Origin of the sequence: Pyrobaculum neutrophilum V24Sta (assembly GCF_000019805.1) — an archaeon.
Taxonomy (GTDB): Archaea; Thermoproteota; Thermoprotei; order Thermoproteales; family Thermoproteaceae; genus Pyrobaculum; species Pyrobaculum neutrophilum.
Genome location: NC_010525.1, coordinates 705833 through 725000 on the forward strand (window position 1 = coordinate 705833; position 19168 = coordinate 725000).

Genomic DNA, 19168 nt, shown 5'->3' on the forward strand with positions numbered 1-19168 from the left:
TTTATATGTGGCCTTCTCGTGAAAAACCTCGCCCTTTGGGCGGGGTCACCCTTTGAAGTAGAGGACGGCCGAGGGCCAGGACTTGGCTACTGGCGTGAGGTCGTCTACGCATCCGCCCACTATCTTCGCCGCGGCTAGGGCCATGAGGCCTATCCTGTGGTCCCCGTGTGTCTGGAAGGCGACTTCCCGCCTGGTGGGAGGCCCCCTTATGTATATGGCGCCTTTGTCGTAGCGCGCCTCTACGCCGAGGCGCCTCAGAACGTCGAGGACTGTGGCAACTCTGTCGCTTTCTTTGTACCGGAGGTGCTCCACCCCCCTGATGACGCTCTCCGCTTCAACCGTGGCGGCCGCCAGAGCCACCGGCATGACGAGGTCTGGGTTTCTTCCGAGGTCCACATCTACGCCTTTTGTGAAGGCGCCGCTGGCTTTGACGACGCCGTTGTCTACGGTTACATCGGCGCCCATCTGCCTAAAAACGTCGATTGCCCACCTGTCCACCTCGGCGAGCGTCCCTAGAAGCTCGACGCGGCCTCCCGTGGCGACGCCGGCTACCACGAGAAAAGCCGCTAGGCTGAAGTCGCTGGGGACGTCGACGGCTCCGGGGCTCCTCAGCGGGCCTTCCACCTCTATAGCCTCCCCCAGCTCCACGCGGGCGCCGAACTTCCTCAAGACCTCGGCGGTGGCCTCCACAAAGCTCCAGGACTTCCTCTCGCCCACCGGCCGGACGACGCCTCTTCCCACATGGGCGGCGAGGTACATAAGCCCAGAGATGTACTGCGAGGACACGTCCGCGCGGATTTCGACGTCTAGCTCCCCCAGGCGTCTCCCCTCCACGACGATGGCGCCTGCCGTCTTCTCCACCGTGGTCAACCGCCTCAAGGCCTCCACGAGCTCGTCTATCGGCCTCCCCCTCAGTGTGCCTCCGTAGTACACGGAGGTCACCCCGGGCACCCCTGCGTATACCGCCACCGCCGTCCGTAGCGTGAAGCCGCTCTCCATGACGTTAAAAGACCTGTAGAAGTCCGGCTCCCTCCCGGAGGCCTTGACCACGCCGCCTTCGCAGTACAGCCTAGCCAGGGGCTGGACGGCTCTAAACATGGCGGTGAAGTCGTCGCTCCACTCCACCCCCCTGATGACCGTTTCGCCCTCGGCTAGGGCAGAGGCGAGGAGGAGCCTCTGGGAGTAGGGCTTGGAGGGCGGGGCGGCGAACCTCCCCTCCAGCCTACCCGCCCTGACGCAGAACATACCTGACGGCCTTCTCCACCTCCTCCACAGCTATCTTCTCCAGGATCCACCTCCCCGGCCTAACGACCAGGGGGATGTAGATGTGGCCGCCGCGTCTCTTCTTGTCGAACTTCACGAGGGCCGCCGCCTCCGCCAGCTGTTGCTCAGTCGCCTTCACGCTTGTGGGCAAGCCGAGGGAGCTGAGGACCTCAGCCGCCTCGGCCACGTGGCTCTCCCGGAGGTAGCCCAGCTCGCTGGAGAGGCGGAGCTCCGCAACCATCCCCACGGCCACCGCCTCCCCATGTAGAAGCCCTAGCACCCTCTCCACGGCGTGACCCACCGTGTGGCCCACGTTGAGAACCTGCCTAACGCCCCTCTCCTCGAACTCGTCCACCTCCACAACACCCGCCTTGAGCTGGAGGGAGCGGTACACCGCGTACTCCAGAGCCCCCCCGTCTCTGGCCAGGAGGGCCTTGGCGTTTTCCCTCACCCAGCTGTAGAAATCCCCGTCTAGCGCCAGGCCGTACTTCACCACCTCGGCGAAGGCCGAGCGGTAGACCCTCTCGGGGAGGGTCCCAAGCCAAGACAGATCGCAGAGTATAGCCGCCGGCTGGTAGAACACTCCGATTAGGTTCTTGACGGGGCCCCAGTCGACGGCGCCTTTGCCGCCCAGCGCTGCGTCTACCATGGCAAGGAGGGTGGTCGGTATGTGGACGAGGCGGATGCCCCTCATGTAGGTCCCCGCGGCGAAGGTCGCCAGATCCAGGAGAGCCCCCCCGCCGACCGCCACCAACGTGGTGGATCTATCCGCCCCCACCTCCTTCAAAAAGCCGTAGACCTTGGTCAAAACCTCAAGGCTTTTGACCTCCTCGCCTCCCCTAAGCGCGAGGGTGGGGGCGCCGGGTATGGGGGGCCTAAGCCCCTCCTCCGCCAAAACCACGGGACGCTCGACGTAGTCGCCGTACTGCAGACCGCTCCCCACCACCACCTCGGTGACCCCCCTGCTGTGTCTGTAGAAAAACCTCCTCATCTCAGCCGCACAAGCTCCTCCGCCCTCGCCGCTATGTTTTCGGGGGTGAGGCCGTAGTACTGATACAGCTCCTGGGGGTTCTTCGCGGTTCTCCCATACGACTTAAGACCCATAATCGCCATCTTCGCGGGCTTGGTCTGGGATAGGTGCTCGGCGACGGCTGAGCCGAAGCCTCCGTGCACCATGTGCTCCTCAACCGTCAAAACCGCGCCGGTGGCCGACGCGTATTTCTCAACGGCGGCGTAGTCCAAGGGCTTCACGGTGGGGAAGTGGACGACGGCGGCGGAGATCCCTCTGTCTTTCAGTAGCTGGGCGGCCTCCACCGCGAAGGGCAGCGTGATCCCTGTGGTGAATATGGCCACGTCGCCGCCCTCCACAGCCACGTAGGCCCTCCCCACCTCGAACCGGTCGTACATGCCGCATGTGGTGGGTATGTGGAAATCTCTCCCAACCCTGACGTAGACGGGGCCCTTCACGGCGGCTGACGCGGTGACAGCCCTGTAGACCTCGCAGGAGTCTGCGGGAACCAACACGGTGAAGTTGGGGAGAACTCTGAAGATGGCGATGTCCTCCAGCATTTGGTGGGAGGAGCCGTCGTAGGCGTCGGCGAATCCAGCGTGGGTGCCCACCAGCCTCACGGGGAGGTTCATCCGATCTACAGAGTTGCGGGCCTGCTCCCAAGCCCTCGCCATAAAGGCGGCGAAGGTGAGGGCGTAGGGCATGAAGCCCGCCAGGGCGAGCCCCGCCGCAATTCCGACTAGGGCCTGCTCGGCGATGCCCACGTTGAAAAACCGCTCTGGGTACCTCTCCGCGAAGAACCTAGCCCGCGTGGTCTCGCCGGTGTCCGCCACAAGGACCACCACGTCTTTTCTCAGATCCCCCAGATCTGCCAACGCCCGGCCCAGCGCCTCCCTCGGCGTCAGCCCCTCGAGGTCTAGCATATGTTCCCCGCGTATTTGAGGGCGTCGTCTCTCGAAAGCCTCTGCTTAGCTGTGTCCTCTATCGGCGGAACCCCCCTCCCCCTGACGGTCTTGGCTATTATGACGGGGGGCTTCGCGCTCCTCTCGGCCTTCTCAAGCGCCTCGATTATCTGCCCAACGTCGTGTCCGTCGACCTCAAACACCTCGAAGCCGAGGGATCTAAACCTAGCGGCTAGATCCCCCTTGCGTAGCACCTCCTCGCTGTGTCCATCCAGCTGAACGCCGTTTAGATCCACTATCGTCACCAGGTTGTTCAAGCCGTAGTGCGCCGCCACGGCGAAGGACTCCCAGCTCTGGCCCTCGTCAAGCTCGCCGTCTCCGGTTACGAGGTACACCCTGCCCGGCTCACCCCTCAGCCGGAGGCCCAAGGCGAGGCCCACGGCTATGCTTATGCCCTGCCCAAGCGAGCCGGAGTTCGGCACGTCCACGAAGGGGGTGTCCACCTCTGGGTGGTTCTGGAGGCGGCTACCGAGGCTACCCGTCTCCCTGAGCTCATCTATGCTCAAATACCCCATCGCCGCCGCCAGCGCATATATCGCATGTACCGCGTGGCCCTTAGAAAGCACGAAGTAGTTCCTATCCCGCGTGCCGTTAGCCACGTTGAACTTCACCCGACCTGTCCCATACAGCGCAGCCGCTATCTCCACGACGGAGAGAGATGAGCCGAGGTGCATCCCCGGGTCGTAGCCGGCCATCAACACGATGTATCTCCTAGCTTTACAGATAAGGCCGTTTAGTTCGGGGCGGCTCCTCTCCACCCCGACAGCAAATACCCCTGTGACATAACATGAAGCGAAAGCCGCGATATTTAAACCTTTACAGCCGCCGGGGAGGCGTCGATATGCGTGGAACGTTATATATAGCTGGTTTATTGACCCTATGGAGCACCTCTTGAGAAACGTGGAGGAGGTGGTGACTAAGGAGGAGTTCTTGAACTTGCGAGGCGGCGTGGCGTACCTCGGGTTCGAGCCTCTGTGGCCTATACACGTGGGTTGGCTCGTCTGGGCCCACAAGCTGGCGGAGCTGAGGGAGGCCGGGTTCGACGTCGTTGTGCTCGTCGCCACGTGGCACGCCTGGATAAACGACAAGGGGTCTCTGGAGGAGCTCCGTAGCCACGGCGAAAAGGTAAAGGCGGTGTTGGACAAAATCGGCAAGTTCAAGTACGTATATGGAGACGAGATCGCGAAGGACCCCCGCTACTGGGAGCTTGTGGTGAAGACGGCCAAGGAGACCTCGCTGGCGCGGGTGAGGAGGGCCACCCCGGTCATGGGGAGGCGCACGGAGGAGGTGGAGCTCGACTTCTCGAAGCTCCTCTACCCGATAATGCAGGTGGCCGACATATTCTACCTGGGCGTAGACGTGGCCGTGGGGGGCATGGACCAGAGGCGGGCCCACATGCTGGCGCGCGACGTCGCCGAGAGGCTCGGCTTCAAGAAGCCCGTCGCTATACACACACCGATTATAACCTCGCTCTCCGGCACCGGCAGGATGGAGGGCACCCACAGAGAGCTAGACGAGGTGTACGCCATGTACAAGATGAGCAAGTCGAAGCCCCAAAGCGCCATACTGGTCACAGACGCCGAGGAGGAGGTCAGAAGGAAGATCTGGGCGGCCTACTGCCCCCCCAGAGAGACGAAGTTCAACCCGGTGTTTGAAATAGCGGCGTACCTCCTCATACCCTACGGCGGACCGCTGGAGGTAGGCGGACGGCGCTACGAAGACGCCGAGGCGCTGGGGAAGGACTACAGAGAGGGGGCTGTATCTCCACAGGCGTTGAAAGAGGCGGTGGCGGCGGCGCTGGCGGCTATGCTCACGAGGTTGGGGGCCCCCAGAAGCTAGCCCCACCCACGAACTCGCCTCCAACCCCCTTTGGGGTTCCGCGTCGAGCGCTCCTGGCCGGCGCCGTAGCGGACCCCTCAAATTAATATCCCGGGTCTATAGGTCTGCCATGCTGTATATAGTTGGGGGTCCTCAACAGGGAAAGTCCCTAAAGGAGGAGATCGAGGCTAGGGGAGTGCCGGCGTGGTATGTAGAGCTGTGGGGGCACTATATAGTGGCTACGCCGCCGAACGCCAAGCTCCAGGATCTGAAAACCCCCGTCAAAGCAGCCATAGAGCTTAGGACAGACGGCCAACTGGTCTCCAGGGAGTGGAAGAGGGACCCCACGCCTGTCTACATCGGAGGTAGGGAGGTGAGGGAGGGGAAGATCTTCATAATAGCCGGCCCCTGCTCGGTGGAGACCGAGGACCAGATCATGAAGACTGCGAGGTTTGTAAAAGAGGCTGGGGCGGACGCGTTGAGGGGCGGCGCCTTCAAGCCGAGGACAAGCCCCTACACATTCCAAGGCCTAGGGGAGGAGGGGCTGAAGCTGTTGGCCAAGGCCAGGGAGGAGACGGGCCTCCCCGCCGTCACGGAGCTTATGGACCCGGAGGACATGCCGCTGGTGGTTAAATACGCAGACGCGATACAGGTGGGGGCTAGGAACATGCAGAACTTCACCCTTCTTAAGAAGCTCGGCCGGGCGGGCAAGCCGGTGCTCCTCAAGAGAGGCTTTGGAAACACCATAGAGGAGTGGCTGCTGGCGGCTGAGTACGTGGCTCTCCACGGCAACGGCGGCATTATCCTAGTGGAGAGGGGCATCAGAACCTTCGACAAAACCCTTAGGTTTACGCTCGACGTAGGCGCGATAGCCTACGCCAAACAACACACCCACCTGCCAGTGATAGGCGACCCCAGCCACCCGGCTGGAGACAGGAGATATGTCATACCGCTGGCCCTCGCCATATTAGCGGCTGGGGCAGACGGCCTAATCGTGGAGGTGCACCCCGACCCCGATAGGGCGTGGAGCGACGCAAAACAACAGCTCACCTTCGACCAGTTCAGAGAGCTTGTACAAAAGGCTAGAGAAGTGGCGAGGGCTCTAGGCAAGAGCTAAGGCTCTCCAGCTCTCCTGGGCTGTCCACGTCGATCAATACCCCTGGGTCGTCCACTGGGATATATTTCGTCGAGACGGCGTTTATTAAAGCGCGGAGGCCCACATCGCCGGTAAGACCCATCGCGAGCGGGTAGACGTCTCTACAAGACGCCACGGGATTCCCTCTGCGGCCGCCGTACGTAGGCACGGCCAAGCCGGCGCCGCATCCCCCGGCTATTTTGAGGTGCGTCTCCGGCCTCACGCAGGGCATATCGCCGAGGGCCCACAAGATGCAGGGTCTGTCGTAAAGCGCAGCGAGAGCCGACTTCACGCTCGTAGATAGGCCAAACCGCCACCAGGGGTTATACACAACGCCGTCGACGCCGCCGGCCGCCTCAGCGACCTCCCTCCTGTTTACCACGATGTATATCTCAAGGCCTGCTCTCCTGAGCGACTCGGCGGCCCACCACACAAGAGGCCGCCCGCGCCATATGTGGAGAAGCTTGTCGCCTCCGAAGCGCGTGGAGCTGCCCGCCGCGAGCAACGCCGCTACGCACCTCTGCGGCTCAAGCCGTAGATGCCGACGATAGCTATCGCCTTTTAACTCCACGGGTTAGACACGTCAGGTGGGAAAAATAGCTTACGGCGTTTATCGTCAACGTTGCTTCAGAGCATAGATGAGAAAGGCGACTATGGCGTTTACGGCTATGCTCTCCACGAGGCCGAAGATCTTCAACAGCGGTAGCGGCTCAACGCCTACAAATGAAAAGATCCAGTCTGATGTAAGCCAGAAGAGGATTGGCCCAACCACCGGAAGGAAGCCCAAGACAAGCGCCAACGTGTATACAGCCCAGCCTAAGAAGGCGCCGGCGTAAAGCGCTATGCCAACGGAGCCCGTCTTCATATAAACGCCGCCGACTGCCACCATTACAGAAACAGCCATAGATGTGCAGGCAAGCCCAGCCCCTATCGAGCTCTTTCCCACATCATATTCATCGATTAAACACACTTGTAGGGCTGTCCATCGACGCCCGTATTAAAGAGAGGCCATCTACGAGGCGCCCGGTCTCCCCCGGGGAGGGCTTAATTCAGATCTCCATCGGTGGAATGACCACCACGCTCCCCGCCCTCTAGGGCGGGGCTTTCTGTTGTAAGGGCTTCCCTTACCTCAACATCCTCCAGATGTCCTCGGGCGACACGGGGGTCTTAGATATCCTAACCCCAGGCTTGACCCTGCGTATGGCGTCTTCCACAGCCGCCACCACAGCCGGCGTGGAAGCGATCGTGGCGGCTTCCCCTATGCCTTTTGTCCCTGTGGGGTGTTTAGAGGGGTGGGGCTCCTCGGCGAAGTGCACCTCGAAACGGGGCGCCTCGGCGGCTGTGGGCACGTGGTAGAACGCCAGATTCGACGTGACGAGGTTTCCATCGCCGTCGTAGACGACCTCCTCGTATAGGGCTTGGGCGATGCCCTGGAGAGCGCCGCCCATTACCTGCCCCGCGGCTAGGAGCGGGTTGACGACGACGCCGACGTCGTCGTACGACCTGTAGAGGATGGGCTTCACGAAGCCGGTCTCGGGGTCGAGCTCCACCACGGCGACGTGGACGCCGAAGGGGAAGGTGGGCTCCGCGTGGTAGATAGACTCCACGGTCAGCTGAGCCTCGGCCTTCCCTCTGTAGACGGCCTTAACCACATCGCCGATGGAGATCTCCCTGCCGCCGCAGCGGAACTTGCCGCCGCCGTACTCCGGCCTGCAGCCCAGTAGCTTCTCCGCCGCCTTGGCCAGCTCGGCCTTCAGCTTCCTAGCCGCCTGGATAGCGGCGGAGCCGCCCGCTGTAATCGAGCGGCTGCCCATCGTTCCGATCCCATCGCCTATGTACGCGGTGTCTCCCCAGTACACCTTCACAGCCTCCGGAGACACCTCAAGCTCGTCGGCTACCACCTGGGCGAGGGCGGTGGCGAGGCCTTGGCCGTGCGGCGTCAACGCGGTGTAGAGCGTAAAACTGCCGTCTTCCTCGGCCCTCAAGATCGCCGTCTCGTAGCCGAAGGTGGTGATTTCGACATATACCGACAGCCCAACCCCCAGCAACCTGCCCCTCCGCGCCTCCTCCTCAGCCCACTTCCTGAGCTGGTGGTAGCCCAGCCTCTCCAGCCCCCTCTCGAAGGTGGCCGGGTAATCCCCTGTGTCGTAGGTGATGCCGAAGACGTTTGTGTAGGGGAGCTGCCGGACTAGGTTCCTCCTCCTGATCTCCACCCTGTCTATCCCCAGCTCGTCCGCGACGTGGTCAACTATACGCTCGATAAAGAGGGTGGCCTCCGGCCTCCCGGCCCCCCTGTAGGCGCTGAGCGGCGTCTTGTTCGTCAGAACCGCCACGGCCTTCACTCTGCCGTGCCGTATGTCGTAGGGACCCGGGAGCATCCTGGCGGCGGTGTCCGCCAAGCCCTCCCCCCAGTAGTAGGCCCCGGCGTCTTCGTACACAACCCCCTCCACCGCCAGTATCCGCCCGTCCCGCCTCGCCCCCGCTCTATATTCGAGGACGAGCCCCCGGCCGTGTGTGGTAGCTCTAAAGTCCTCCGTCCTCGTGGCCACCCACTTCACAGGCGCTCTGAGGACGTAGGCAGCCCTCGCCACCCACAGCTCCTCCGGATACACAAGGAGCTTAGACCCGAAGGCCCCCCCGACGTGGGGCTGTATCACCCTGACCTTAGCCAGAGGCAAGCCGAGGGCTTTGGCCACCTCCTTCCTAATGTCGAAGGGCACCTGGGTGGAGCTCCACACCGTGAGGGTCTCCCCGTCGTATGAGGCAACGACCCCCCGCGTCTCCATGGCAGAGGGCACGAGCCGCTGTATCGAGAACCTCCCCTCCACAACCACGTCGGCCTCGCGGAAGGCCCTCTCCACATCGCCGCCGGTGTACACCCTCTCATACACCACGTTGGATCCAAGGCTCTCGTCTACAAGCGGCGCGCCTGGCTTCAACGCCTCGTACACGTCCACCACGGCAGGCAGAGGCTCGTAGTCAACCGACGCCTTCTCCAACGCGTCGTAGAGAACGTAGCGGTCTCGCGCCACCACCATCGCCACGGCCTCCCCCTGATACCTCACCTTCCCCCCAGGCGCGAAGTCAAAGCCGCCGCCGGGGCCGAAGACAGCCACAACGCCGGGATGTCCAGCTACGTCCGACAAATCCACCTTCAAAACCCTCGCGTGGGCATAGGGAGACCTGACAAAACCCGCATACAACATGCCAGGAAGATCGACGTCGTCCACATACCGCGCCTTCCCCCTAAGAATCACGTCGTCTTCAAACCTGGGAAGCGGCTTGCCAACAAACCCCACACGCGCATCTAACGCCCCAGTTATAAACGTTAATAAAGCGGATGTGCACAGCCACGTGGATATCTTCGTCGGCCGTGTCCGGGAGCTTGGGTGGTTTAGGGAGGTTATGGGGGTGCAACATACCTACCCCTTCCTCCTCTACGGCCCTCTCGGCTGCGGCAAGACGACGCTGGCGCAGAAGGTCGCGGAGAAGGCGGAGGAGCTCTTCGGCGATGCGCTGGTTCTCTACGTAAACACTAGGGCTGAGAGGTGGGACGACGCCCTCGTCACAAACGCCGTTGACATACTGGGCGAGGTGGCGAAGGCTCTGGCGGCCCAGTTCGCCGGCAGGCCGGCGGGGGAGGTCGCGGCCAAGTTCACCACAACCGCAATACTAGAGATACTGAAGCGCCTCTCCCTGCGCAACGTGGAGAAGGTGCTCCTCGTAGTGGACGAGTTCCACCACGCCTATGGGGACGACCCAGTCGGCTGGGTCAAATACTTCATGGACAGGATGGAACACCCAACGCTTAGGGTAAAAGAGCTGAAAAACAAGATATACAACGTCGTCCTCATAACGTCTGAGTATGCCGCCGTTGAGAGGATACTTCCGAGGGGCTACGCCGATCCGTATATGGTTTGGAATCTGGCGCGGGAGGAGTTTAGAGAGCTCTACGACGCCCTCAACCCGCCTATAGATTTCGAGACGCTCTGGCGGACATGCGGAGGAAACCCAAGATGCGCAGGCGACTTGAAGAGGGTGGGCTGGGACGTGGAGAGGTATGAGGAGGAGTTGATAGAAAGAGAAAATATAAATAAAATGGTGAAAGAGGCGGCCAAGCTCGGCGTTGTTGAATTGCTCAAGCGGGCGGTGGAAGACCCGGACGTCCTCGACCAGCCGGGGGCCGAGAGGCTGGAAAGGCTACTCTACAGGTACAACAAGGTGTTGGAAATAAAGAGGACAATCGCCGGTGGGAAGCCGCCGAGGGATCCCGCGCTCGGCGTCGGCGAACGCTACGCCTGGCACTGGCCGGCGCTTAAAGACGCGGTGGCAAAAGCGCTTTAGGAGTTTGCCACCTCTTTTACGGCCTCTACTATGTTTTGGTAGCCTGTGCATCTACAGAGCACCCCCGCGAGACCCTCCGCTATCTCTTCAGCGGTTTTGGCGCCCCTCTTGACGAGGTAATAGGCTGTGAGAAGCATGCCGGAGGTGCAGAAGCCGCATTGCGCTGCGTGTTTCCTCTTAAACGCCTCTCTGAGCCTCTCCATGACCTCGTCGCTGTACTCGGCCGTGTATATCTCCGCTCCGTCTGCCTGCACGGCCAGCACGTTGCAGCTCTTGACCGGCCTCCCGTTCATCAACACTGTGCACGCGCCGCATGTGGCCGTGTCGCACCCCACGCGTACAGACCTGTAGCCGAGGTCTCTAAGGACGTGCACAAGCAGAGCCCTCGGCTCCACATCAACCTCATGCCAAACGCCGTTTACCCTCAGCCTCACCCTCATAGCCTCTCCAAAGCCCTTCTCACGGCCACGCTTAGGAGAGCCCTCCTATATTCCGCAGAGGCGCGGAAGTCCGACGGGGGGTCGGCCTCCTTAGCCGCCGCCTCGCCCGCCGCCGCGATGACGTCTCTGCCCAGGGGCGACCCCGCCAGGAGCGCCTCCACCTTCCTAAGCCTCACCGGCCTATCCCCAGCGCCTAGGGCCGCCACGCGGGCCCACACCACATGGCCCTCCTCCACCTCGGCGACGACCGCGGCCGCCGCCAGGGCGAAGTCGTTGTGCCGCCTGGAGAACTTGACGTAAGACCCCCTCTGGGGGCACCTAAATCTGACCCCCGCCACCAGCTCCCCCCTCTCCAGCGCGGTGGAGTAAGGCCCCCGGATGAAGCCGTCGGCGTCGATCTCTCTAACGCCGCCGGGCCCCACCACCTTAACCACCGCGCCGAGCGCCAGTAGCGCGGCGGGCCAATCGCCCAGCGGGTCGGCGTGGGCGAGGGAGCCCCCCACCGTGCCCAGGGATCTCACCTGGGGGTCGCCTATCCGCGACGCCACCTGCCGCAGAAAGGGACATGGAGAATCCTCAAGCTCGAAGTGCCGCGTCAGAGCCCCCACCTCCACCACGTCTCCATATCTGACGTAGCGGAGCTCCGGGATCCCACCTATGTCAACCAAGAGGCCGTAGCGAACGAGGCGCAACTTAAGCAGAGGGATCAAGCTCTGGCCTCCCGCAAGAGGCGCCGAGTCCTCCCTCCGCGAGAGGACCTCTACGGCCTCGGAGAGAGAGCCAGCCCGCAGGTACTCGAAAGCAGGCGGGTACATGGCCGAAGAGTAGGTCCCCGTTTTTAAATAAAGACAGCCCCGGCGCCCACGCCCCGAGACGCCGGCCGCCCCTCCAGCTATGTAATATCGACGGTCTTAGGGCGGGAGCGCGGCGTAGTGGGTTGCCCAGTGGGCTGAACAGCTCCACGCTGAGGGTCCCCGGCGAACGTCTACGCGGTTCAGCTGTAGAGGTCTTTCAGCGCCTCCAGCGCCCTGTAGAAGGCTTCGTATGCCGCGTTGGGGTCCAGCAGGGCCTTTGGCAAATCGCCGCGGCTGAGGGCCTTTATGAACTCCTCCAGGGGGGCCTCCTCGGCGTATCTAGGCGCGTTCGGGTCGCGCAGGAGGGAGAAGGCGTAGGCGGCTAGATATCTAAAGGAGGTGCCGCCGTATTTGAACACCTCCTCGCCCGCCTCTGCGTAGATCCTCGCCAGGGCTAGACCCACCGCGTAGCTAAGCGCGATTGTGCGCGAGACGTAGTAGTCGTGTCTGGCGAGATCCCCCCACTCCGCCGCGGCCCCCAGCTCGGACCAGAAGTGGAAGGCCTCCAGAGCCCCCGGCCTACCCGGCACCTCCATCACGAGAACCCTCTGCCCCCTTATGGAAGGAGCCCCAGGGCCAAAAAGCGGGTGGACAGACGCAACCTTCGCGTCCAGCGGAAATACGCCATACGCCTCCACCACCCCCCTCTTAAACGTGGCTATGTCCATAACCAGCCTGCCAGAGGCCAAGGGCGCCACCTCCCTAAGCACGTCCCCAGCCGCCCAAAAAGGCACAGCCACAATGACGACCTCGGCCCACCTAACCAGCTCCCCAAGCGTAGACACGTCAGACCTAGACCTATCCACGTCGTACACCAGCGTCTCGTGGAGAGCCGAGAGCTCCCGCCTAAGCCAAACCCCCATGGCCCCACCCCCCACAATCCCCACCTTCATAAACCGCTACTAACGGCGGCTTTTTAACACACGGCGCAACGTTGAATATTTAAGCTCTGGCGTGTGTGGCGCTTATGGTGAGGAGGAGGAACTATAGGCCTCTGGCGGCGGTTGCGGTGTTGGCTGTGGCTGCGCTTGTGGCTGCCACTGTTACGTTTACCAACGTCACCTACTGGCTTATCAACGCCACTAAGCCGCCTGCCATGAAGTACCCCGGCGCGGACACCGCCGTGGCCGGCGGCCAGTACGTCAAAGTCAGCTACTACTACGACAGCCAACGCGGCGTAAACATCACGAGGATCTCCATCATAGGCTTCACAGGAGACCCCACCAACTACACCTCCGTCGTGAAGGTGTGCAACTACTACGGCACCACCCCCATAACAGCCTATCTGGTGTGGGTAGGCCAGGTGGGCACCACCGGCTATGAGGGGTACATAAAGGCCTTCCTAGTCAAAGGCCCAGACGGCAAAGGCGTAGGCTTCGTAGGCACAACCACATACACCCAGGCAGGCCCCTACACCATCAACCCAGGCGCCTGCATCGACATAGGAGCCTACGTCGCAATAGACCCAGCAATACCCCTAAGCCTAGCCAACGGCCAGACAATACTCGGCACATACCAAGTAAACATACAAATGAGCCCACAGTAAACCCCCCTTTTCCCCAACCGCTCACTCCAAATCCCCCCTTTTCTCCCGTCTCAAGCCTTTTTCTGCTGTCATATTGAATCGAATTGGGTGTCGGGGTTGGAGGGCGTTGCAGGAGGCGGGTTTTGTATGTCGCAACGTTAAATATAAATGCAGTAGAGTTTTTGGGGGTCATGAGTAGCGGGAGAAGGCTGGTGGTGTTGGCTGTGTTGTTGGGCGCAGCGGCGCTGTTTGCTACAGTGTCTATTCTGAACGTTACATATTGGTATGTAAACACCACGGCGCCTCCGGTTATTAAGTACGTGGGCAACGACACCTATGTGATGAACGGCACCTTTGTAAAGGCCAACTGGTACTACGACCCGAACACCGGCCTCAACATCACTAGGGTGTACGTCACGGGCGTGCCTGGCGACATTGTAAATATCACAAACGCGTTGAGGGTGTGCAACAGGTACAACGTGCCTGTGAAGATCAGGTTAGCCAGCGTCTCTATGTTGCAGGACTACTACCCCAACAACGTCTACATTAGGTACATGGCCGTTAAGTTAGTCAGCCCCACCAACTCCACCGACAACCAGGCGGTGATTGTGAACGAAGCCGTTGTCGACCCCTCGACGGGCTATGTAACTCTGCAGCCAGGCCAGTGCGCCATCTTAGGCGTTGACCTCACCATCGACGCCAACGCTCCATACTACCAGACCCTCGCCGCCTACCAGATAAACATCGAGAAGGTGCCCCAGTGATGAGCCGCGAGGCGGCGGCTAGAACACTCCTCTTTTTCCTCCCCACGCTCGTCTTCATAATCGCCTTGACGGCCCCCGGGGGCGACTACGCCTTTAGGACGGGCCCCCTGGGGGAGGTCCAGCCGGGCTCCCTCCCCTACTATGTTGCAGTGGAGAACAAGACCCTGTATCTATACAGCTCCCCCTACGCGCCGTGGCTCTACCCCGGCGCTCTGGAGCTCAAGCTCTTCTACCCGACTAAGGTGGCGGTGTTTTCCACGTGCGGCGCTGTGGCCGCTGGGGAGCTGGGCGGGCAGCCCGGCGCCTACCCAGTAGACGTGGCTGTGCCCCCGGCGTTTCAGGGGGACTGCTGGGTCAACTTCACACACCCCTCCGGATGGCGTCAGGCGGTGCTCCTCCGGGTTAGGCTGGTGGACTGGTATCCCGGGGCCTCCGAGAGGGCCGTGGTGGAGCTAAACGGCTCCGGCTGGCAGTTTCTGCAGGTGGGGCAGGACGGTATGTTGTACATATGGGAGAGGCCGGTGGTTAGGCTGCCGGTGGCCGGCTGCGTCTCTGTGTACAACAGGTCGGTGCTCCTCACGGAGATCCTCCGCTATGTGGAGGCGGCGCCTAACGTTGTCCCGCCGGTCTACGTACCGTCTGAGGCCGGGGCCGCTAGATACGGCGCGTTTATACACCTTGAGGGGCCGGCGAAGCTCTACATATACGGCGCCCCCTGCCTCAGCCACAAGCCCTTAAACGCGACGCCGCCGCCTCCCCTGCGCGGGCGGCTGGGGGTCGTGCTCCCAACGCCGACGGGCCCGGTCTTCGACCAAGCGGAGGTTAACAACACGGCGGTTTTCAAGACGGGGCTTAGGGTTGTGAACTACAGCGTGGCGCCCGCCAGGGTGTACAAGCTCTACCTCTATACATACAGCACGCCGGTGGGCATGTGGGGCGCCGTGTTGAGGTACAACTTCGCCCTAACCGCATACCTCACCACCGAGATCTCCCTACTCTGGCCAGAGGGGGCGCGGTCTGTGGAGAAGAGGGGCGACGTCTGGGCGATACACACAGGCGGCGCGACCTACTGGGTCTACAGCAGAGCGCCGCCTCGCACAATCTGCGAGCCGCCCTGCGGAGTGCCGGCTGGCTGGGCGGACCCCATCTACGTCGTGGTGGATCCCACAGGCCGCTGGGGCGGCTGGCCAAGCGTTTTGTCGGTCAAGAGGGAGGTTCTGCAGCCGTGGAGACCGTAAAACATTTTTGGGGGGACCCCCGCAGACCTATGAATTGGGTTGCCCTCCTCGTCGGCGTGGCGGCCGGCATGGCCGTGGCCTTCGGCAGGGTATACGCCGAGAGGGCGGTGGCTAGGCACTTCGGCCTGGTGCCTCAGTTGCTTTTCAAACATAGAGACGTGCTTGTGCCCTTCTTGGTGTTGGCCACCGCCGCCAACATATACGCCGTGTGGATCACCGTGGCGTACGGCGGTATCTCCGCCTGGAGGCTCTCGGCCCTCGTCGGCATGGGGCTTCTAGTCGCGGCGCAGATGATGCAGCTCCACATTGCTCTACGCCCCAGTAGGCATGACCTGCAGCTGGCGTTGCTGTCGTGTGCGCCGTATGTATACCTCTTCGCACTTTATATAGCAGCCCTGGCCACGGGGAGGTACAGCCTCTGGCTGTTTTAGCATGAACTTCGCAGAGACGATGCTGATCTCGGCGGCGGGGGGCGCCATAGCGGCGCTGGCCCCCCTGGTGTACATCATGTACTACGGCAGGCCCACCACCTTCACCGTGTGGACCGGCGCCGTCGTGTCCTTCATAGGCGGCTTCATCTTCACGCTCCTCGCCGCCCAGTGGCCCCTCTTCTACGCCAGATTTACATACCTACTAGCCCTCGCCCTCCTCCTCACCTCCATAGCCTACACCTACTGGGGGATGTACAGGAGGAGGTGGTTCGCGTACCTCTTCGCCGCGGCGGCGTGGATATACATAATACTGCTGGCGCTGGTGGCTAAGGCCCTCGGCCTAGGCGACCCCTTCATCGCCTAACAACGTTAAATATAAATTGTGGGACGGTACGGTGGATGTGAACATCACAGTGTTCCTCGTCCTTGCGCCGCTCGCCGCCTGGATGTACCCAGTGTACGTGCCGCCTAACTCCACCGCCTATATACACGCGGATCTGCCCCCAGCGCTCTGCAACGTGACCGGCACACTCCAGATAGACAAGCCCACGACTGTGGCCTGCGTAAACACGGCGCTACAGCCGGCCCCCCTCAGGGGGAGCCTCTCCGTCGAGTACCCCACACCGCCGCCGCAGCCTCCGCCCCCAGCGCCCGAGGCGCCTATAGTGGCCGTAGCCGCCGGGGCCGCGGCGGCCGCCGGATTAAGCCACCTGGCGAGCAACAGGAGGGAGTTGCTGGCCGCCCCCGTGGTGGCCATAGCCGCGAGGGTGAAGAGGGCCGTCGCGGAGGACCCGGCGCGGAGGGAGATACTAAACGTCGTGGAGAAGATGGGCGCCGCCACCCTCTCCCAGATAGCAAAGGCCACGGGAAGGGGCTGGGGGGCTGTGCAGTGGCACCTCTACGTCCTCGAGCGGGAGGGGAGGGTTAGGTCTGTGAGGATCGGGCCCTTCACCTACTACTACGTCAACCCGAGAGCCGCCGCGGAGGTCATCCTATCCTCGGTCGACCCGGAGACCCTCTCGCCCGAGGATAGAGAAAAGCTTGATCTAATGGCCTCCTCGCTATGAGGTATGCCGCCCTCCTGGCTCTGCTGGGCGCCTTGGCGGCTTTGGCAGTCCTCTCCTTTTTAAACGTGGTGCAGACCGCCGTAAACGCCTCTCTTGCACCGGTCGCCAAGGGGCTAAACGGCTCGGTCTACCCCCTGGCGAAGGCTTGGTACAGCTACGCCGGCTTCTACAACGTGACGTACTACTACATGAGGTTTGTCCCTGGGTGGCCCGAGCTGTACACCGTAGGCCTATTCGCGCCGAGGCAGACCGGCTGGCAGAGCTGGCTGGAGGCCGTGGGGAGGTCGGGCACTGGGCAGTACGCCATAGCCCTAGGCGGCCAGGTGCAGATAACCCAGAGCCAGAACTCGGGCCCCCCCGTGGCCATAAGCCAAAACACGCCTCTCCAGTGGCAGACCCTCGCCACCCAGCGCTACTCGGTCCTAGCCCGCGCCTGGTTCAGACAAGGGGGAATAACCGCCGTCCAGCTGGTCAACTTCACAGCAGAGCCGATGTCTAAGCTCTACAGCCAGACCTTCTCATGCGGCACTACGACGTATGTGGAGCAGTTTAACTACTGTACAACGCAGACCTTCTCCTACAGCGACAGCTTCAGCTACACGACCCTGCCCCCCTACATCACCAAATACCTAAACTACGACCCCACAACCGTCACGGTACCTCCCGTCTCAATAGACACGACAAACAGCCCCACAACCCCCCCAAGCCTCAAGACGCAGGTGGACGCAAAACGGACTGGCGCGGGTGTAGTAGCCGCTGTGTACAACACGGCGGCGAGGTGGGGCTTGATACAGTCCTACGGCACCACAGTCGCCGTAAGCCTAAGGTACCAGAGGGATACCGTAGTCGCAACTGATACACAAAATAACGTTGCATACATATCTATAGCGGTGGATAGAGACGGCGATGGGAGACCAGATGTGGAGCTTATATACTACTACTACGATATAGCCGTCAGATATTCTGGTGCAATCTATTCGGTGTTTGTAAACCCGGGGGCCTACCTCGCCAGTGTGTCGTCTACCGGCGGTTTAACATATGCGGCTGGCGTGTCGAATGGCACTACTTACTACTTCTACCGCGTGGGCTCCATGTCGTCTGGCCAAACCTACAGATTTAGTAGAACGCTGGCTGTCAGCGGCTACATAGTGGCCGTAGCCTTCGTCGTAGTTGACGCCGCTTACTACGCCGATGGCTCCCCCGCCGGCGATTTCTGGGTGTGGTGGGACGACTTTGGGATAAGCGGGACGGGGACTGTCTGTAGCCTGCCGGGCAACGTCGCCGTGTACACCAGAGGCTACAACTACACCCAGGTGTATATAGCCCCCGGCGTGGGGAACCCAGCGCCTTCTCTAGTTACTGAGGTGGACGCCTACGGCGCCTCCGGCAACCCCCAGACGGATTGGGGAGCCGCCATCGCGGTCTACAGGCTGGCTCAGCCCGTCCCAGCCCTCGGCACCTCAGTCTCCGTCTGGGGGCTCTACCAGAAGGATGCCAACGACCTCTCTAACAACGTGGCGTATGTCTCCATCGGCGTCGACGCCAACGGAGATGGCCAGGTGGATAAGGAATACATCCTCTACAGAAGCGACACGGGAGGAGGCCCCGGCGCCATAGTGTCGGCCTTCTTCAAAGACGCAAGTGGAAACCCAGTCTACGTATGTACAGTAGACACCACCGGCGCCTGCGCCACCACAGACCCCCGTTTCGTCGTCGTAAACCTCGGCGCTATGACAAGCGGCAACAGCTACACCTGGAGCTACACCCTAAACGACCAAGGCGCGGTGGTGGCCATAGCCCTAGCCGTCACAGACGGCAGCTACTACGGCGAAGGATACAGCGGCGACGTCTGGGTGTACTGGGATAACCTGCAGCTTCAATACAGCGCGTGTCCTCTCCCCGCCGGCTGGAGCGTCTCGGGCGCCTACGCCTGGCAGTCGTATAGCTACCTCCTGGCCTCTGGGAGCGTTGCTGTATACATGGGGCTCGTCGCCGGTGGGCTTACCTACGTGTCTAACTTCACGGGGGTTGGGGCCTACGCGGTTTTTGACTCCTCTCTCACGCCGATTTTCGGCGTCTCCATAAGCGGTAGTAGCTTCTCAGCCCTCTGCGGCTCCTCTGCCGTCTCGCTCGGCTCTCTGCCGTCGGCTGCGTGGGTCGAGCTTAGGCCTCTCTCGGGGCTAGGCGACATAATCGTGAGAGACCAGTACGGAAACATCCTAGCTAGATACGGTTGCCCCTACACCGCGGCGCCGCAGTACATAGGGTACAAAACCACAAACACCCTCAAAATATACAACATAACAGCGCTGGGCTAA

Annotated in this window: 20 protein-coding genes; 10 read left to right on the forward strand and 10 right to left on the reverse strand. The window is 61.8% G+C overall.

Annotated features, from left to right (window positions below):
* Positions 1-45: 45 nt before the first annotated feature.
* The 4 genes from TNEU_RS03945 to TNEU_RS03960 are packed head-to-tail and all read right to left on the reverse strand — an operon-like array spanning position 46 to position 3992.
* A complete protein-coding gene (locus TNEU_RS03945) occupies positions 46-1245 on the reverse strand; it encodes a 3-phosphoshikimate 1-carboxyvinyltransferase (protein ID WP_012350146.1) in 1200 nt (399 codons plus the stop codon).
* Positions 1223-2254 (reverse strand): 3-dehydroquinate synthase, encoded by a 1032-nt coding sequence (locus TNEU_RS03950; RefSeq protein ID WP_012350147.1) that lies wholly within the window; start codon positions 2252-2254, stop codon positions 1223-1225. The genes TNEU_RS03945 and TNEU_RS03950 overlap by 23 nt, the downstream gene beginning before the upstream one ends.
* A complete protein-coding gene (locus tag TNEU_RS03955) occupies positions 2251-3195 on the reverse strand; it encodes a transketolase family protein (RefSeq protein WP_012350148.1) in 945 nt (314 codons plus the stop codon). Before TNEU_RS03955 ends, TNEU_RS03950 begins: the two co-directional genes overlap by 4 nt.
* Entirely contained in the window at positions 3189-3992 is an 804-nt protein-coding gene (locus TNEU_RS03960) for a transketolase (protein ID WP_012350149.1), read from the reverse strand. Before TNEU_RS03960 ends, TNEU_RS03955 begins: the two co-directional genes overlap by 7 nt.
* A gap of 121 nt (positions 3993-4113) precedes the next feature.
* Here TNEU_RS03960 and TNEU_RS03965 point away from each other — a divergent pair, with 121 nt between their 5' ends.
* Together TNEU_RS03965 and aroF are read left to right on the forward strand one after the other, a co-directional pair.
* Entirely contained in the window at positions 4114-5073 is a 960-nt protein-coding gene (locus TNEU_RS03965) for a tyrosine--tRNA ligase (RefSeq protein WP_012350150.1), read from the forward strand.
* A 109-nt stretch (positions 5074-5182) separates the two neighbouring features.
* Positions 5183-6169 (forward strand): 3-deoxy-7-phosphoheptulonate synthase, encoded by a 987-nt coding sequence (aroF, locus tag TNEU_RS03970; RefSeq protein WP_012350151.1) that lies wholly within the window; start codon positions 5183-5185, stop codon positions 6167-6169.
* On the opposite strand, the gene TNEU_RS03975 is transcribed toward aroF, so the two are convergent.
* The 3 genes from TNEU_RS03975 to cutA form a co-directional block, all read right to left on the reverse strand.
* Positions 6135-6758 carry a nucleotidyltransferase family protein gene (locus TNEU_RS03975; RefSeq protein WP_012350152.1) on the reverse strand — a complete coding sequence of 208 codons (624 nt, stop codon included), beginning with the start codon at positions 6756-6758 and terminating at the stop codon, positions 6135-6137. The two genes, aroF and TNEU_RS03975, sit on opposite strands and share 35 nt — an antisense overlap.
* Positions 6759-6803: 45 nt before the next feature.
* A complete protein-coding gene (locus tag TNEU_RS03980) occupies positions 6804-7091 on the reverse strand; it encodes a hypothetical protein (RefSeq protein ID WP_012350153.1) in 288 nt (95 codons plus the stop codon).
* 220 nt (positions 7092-7311) lie between these two features.
* Entirely contained in the window at positions 7312-9486 is a 2175-nt protein-coding gene (gene cutA, locus TNEU_RS03985; protein ID WP_012350154.1) for a glyceraldehyde dehydrogenase subunit alpha, read from the reverse strand.
* Between the two features lie 55 nt (positions 9487-9541).
* Between cutA and TNEU_RS03990 the strand changes: the two genes are divergently transcribed.
* Positions 9542-10531: an ATP-binding protein gene (locus TNEU_RS03990; RefSeq protein ID WP_148682330.1), complete on the forward strand. Its 990-nt coding sequence runs from the start codon at positions 9542-9544 to the stop codon at positions 10529-10531.
* Here the strand turns inward: TNEU_RS03990 and TNEU_RS03995 are convergent.
* From TNEU_RS03995 to TNEU_RS04005, 3 genes are all read right to left on the reverse strand, one after another.
* Entirely contained in the window at positions 10528-10971 is a 444-nt protein-coding gene (locus tag TNEU_RS03995; RefSeq protein ID WP_012350156.1) for a (2Fe-2S)-binding protein, read from the reverse strand. The genes TNEU_RS03990 and TNEU_RS03995 overlap by 4 nt on opposite strands.
* The gene (locus TNEU_RS04000; protein ID WP_012350157.1) at positions 10968-11786 is read right to left on the reverse strand and encodes an FAD binding domain-containing protein; all 819 of its coding nucleotides are present in this window, start codon (positions 11784-11786) and stop codon (positions 10968-10970) included. The genes TNEU_RS03995 and TNEU_RS04000 overlap by 4 nt, the downstream gene beginning before the upstream one ends.
* A gap of 179 nt (positions 11787-11965) precedes the next feature.
* On the reverse strand, positions 11966-12718 hold the full coding sequence (locus TNEU_RS04005) for a prephenate dehydrogenase (protein ID WP_012350158.1): 753 nt from the start codon (positions 12716-12718) through the stop codon (positions 11966-11968).
* Between the two features lie 74 nt (positions 12719-12792).
* Here TNEU_RS04005 and TNEU_RS04010 point away from each other — a divergent pair, with 74 nt between their 5' ends.
* The 7 genes from TNEU_RS04010 to TNEU_RS04040 all read left to right on the forward strand — a co-directional run bounded on the left by TNEU_RS04010 (position 12793) and on the right by TNEU_RS04040 (position 19168).
* A complete protein-coding gene (locus TNEU_RS04010) occupies positions 12793-13371 on the forward strand; it encodes a hypothetical protein (RefSeq protein ID WP_148682331.1) in 579 nt (192 codons plus the stop codon).
* A gap of 170 nt (positions 13372-13541) precedes the next feature.
* The gene (locus tag TNEU_RS04015) at positions 13542-14114 is read left to right on the forward strand and encodes a hypothetical protein (RefSeq protein ID WP_012350160.1); all 573 of its coding nucleotides are present in this window, start codon (positions 13542-13544) and stop codon (positions 14112-14114) included.
* Entirely contained in the window at positions 14114-15352 is a 1239-nt protein-coding gene (locus tag TNEU_RS04020) for a hypothetical protein (protein WP_012350161.1), read from the forward strand. Before TNEU_RS04015 ends, TNEU_RS04020 begins: the two co-directional genes overlap by 1 nt.
* Positions 15353-15381: 29 nt before the next feature.
* Positions 15382-15783, forward strand: a complete 402-nt coding sequence (locus tag TNEU_RS04025) for a hypothetical protein (protein ID WP_012350162.1) — start codon at positions 15382-15384, stop codon at positions 15781-15783.
* A 1-nt stretch (position 15784) separates the two neighbouring features.
* Positions 15785-16147, forward strand: a complete 363-nt coding sequence (locus TNEU_RS04030; RefSeq protein WP_012350163.1) for a hypothetical protein — start codon at positions 15785-15787, stop codon at positions 16145-16147.
* Positions 16148-16184: 37 nt separating this feature from the next.
* Complete coding sequence (locus tag TNEU_RS04035; protein WP_148682485.1) at positions 16185-16850, forward strand: ArsR/SmtB family transcription factor; 666 nt, start codon at positions 16185-16187, stop codon at positions 16848-16850.
* Positions 16847-19168 carry a hypothetical protein gene (locus tag TNEU_RS04040; protein WP_012350165.1) on the forward strand — a complete coding sequence of 774 codons (2322 nt, stop codon included), beginning with the start codon at positions 16847-16849 and terminating at the stop codon, positions 19166-19168. Before TNEU_RS04035 ends, TNEU_RS04040 begins: the two co-directional genes overlap by 4 nt.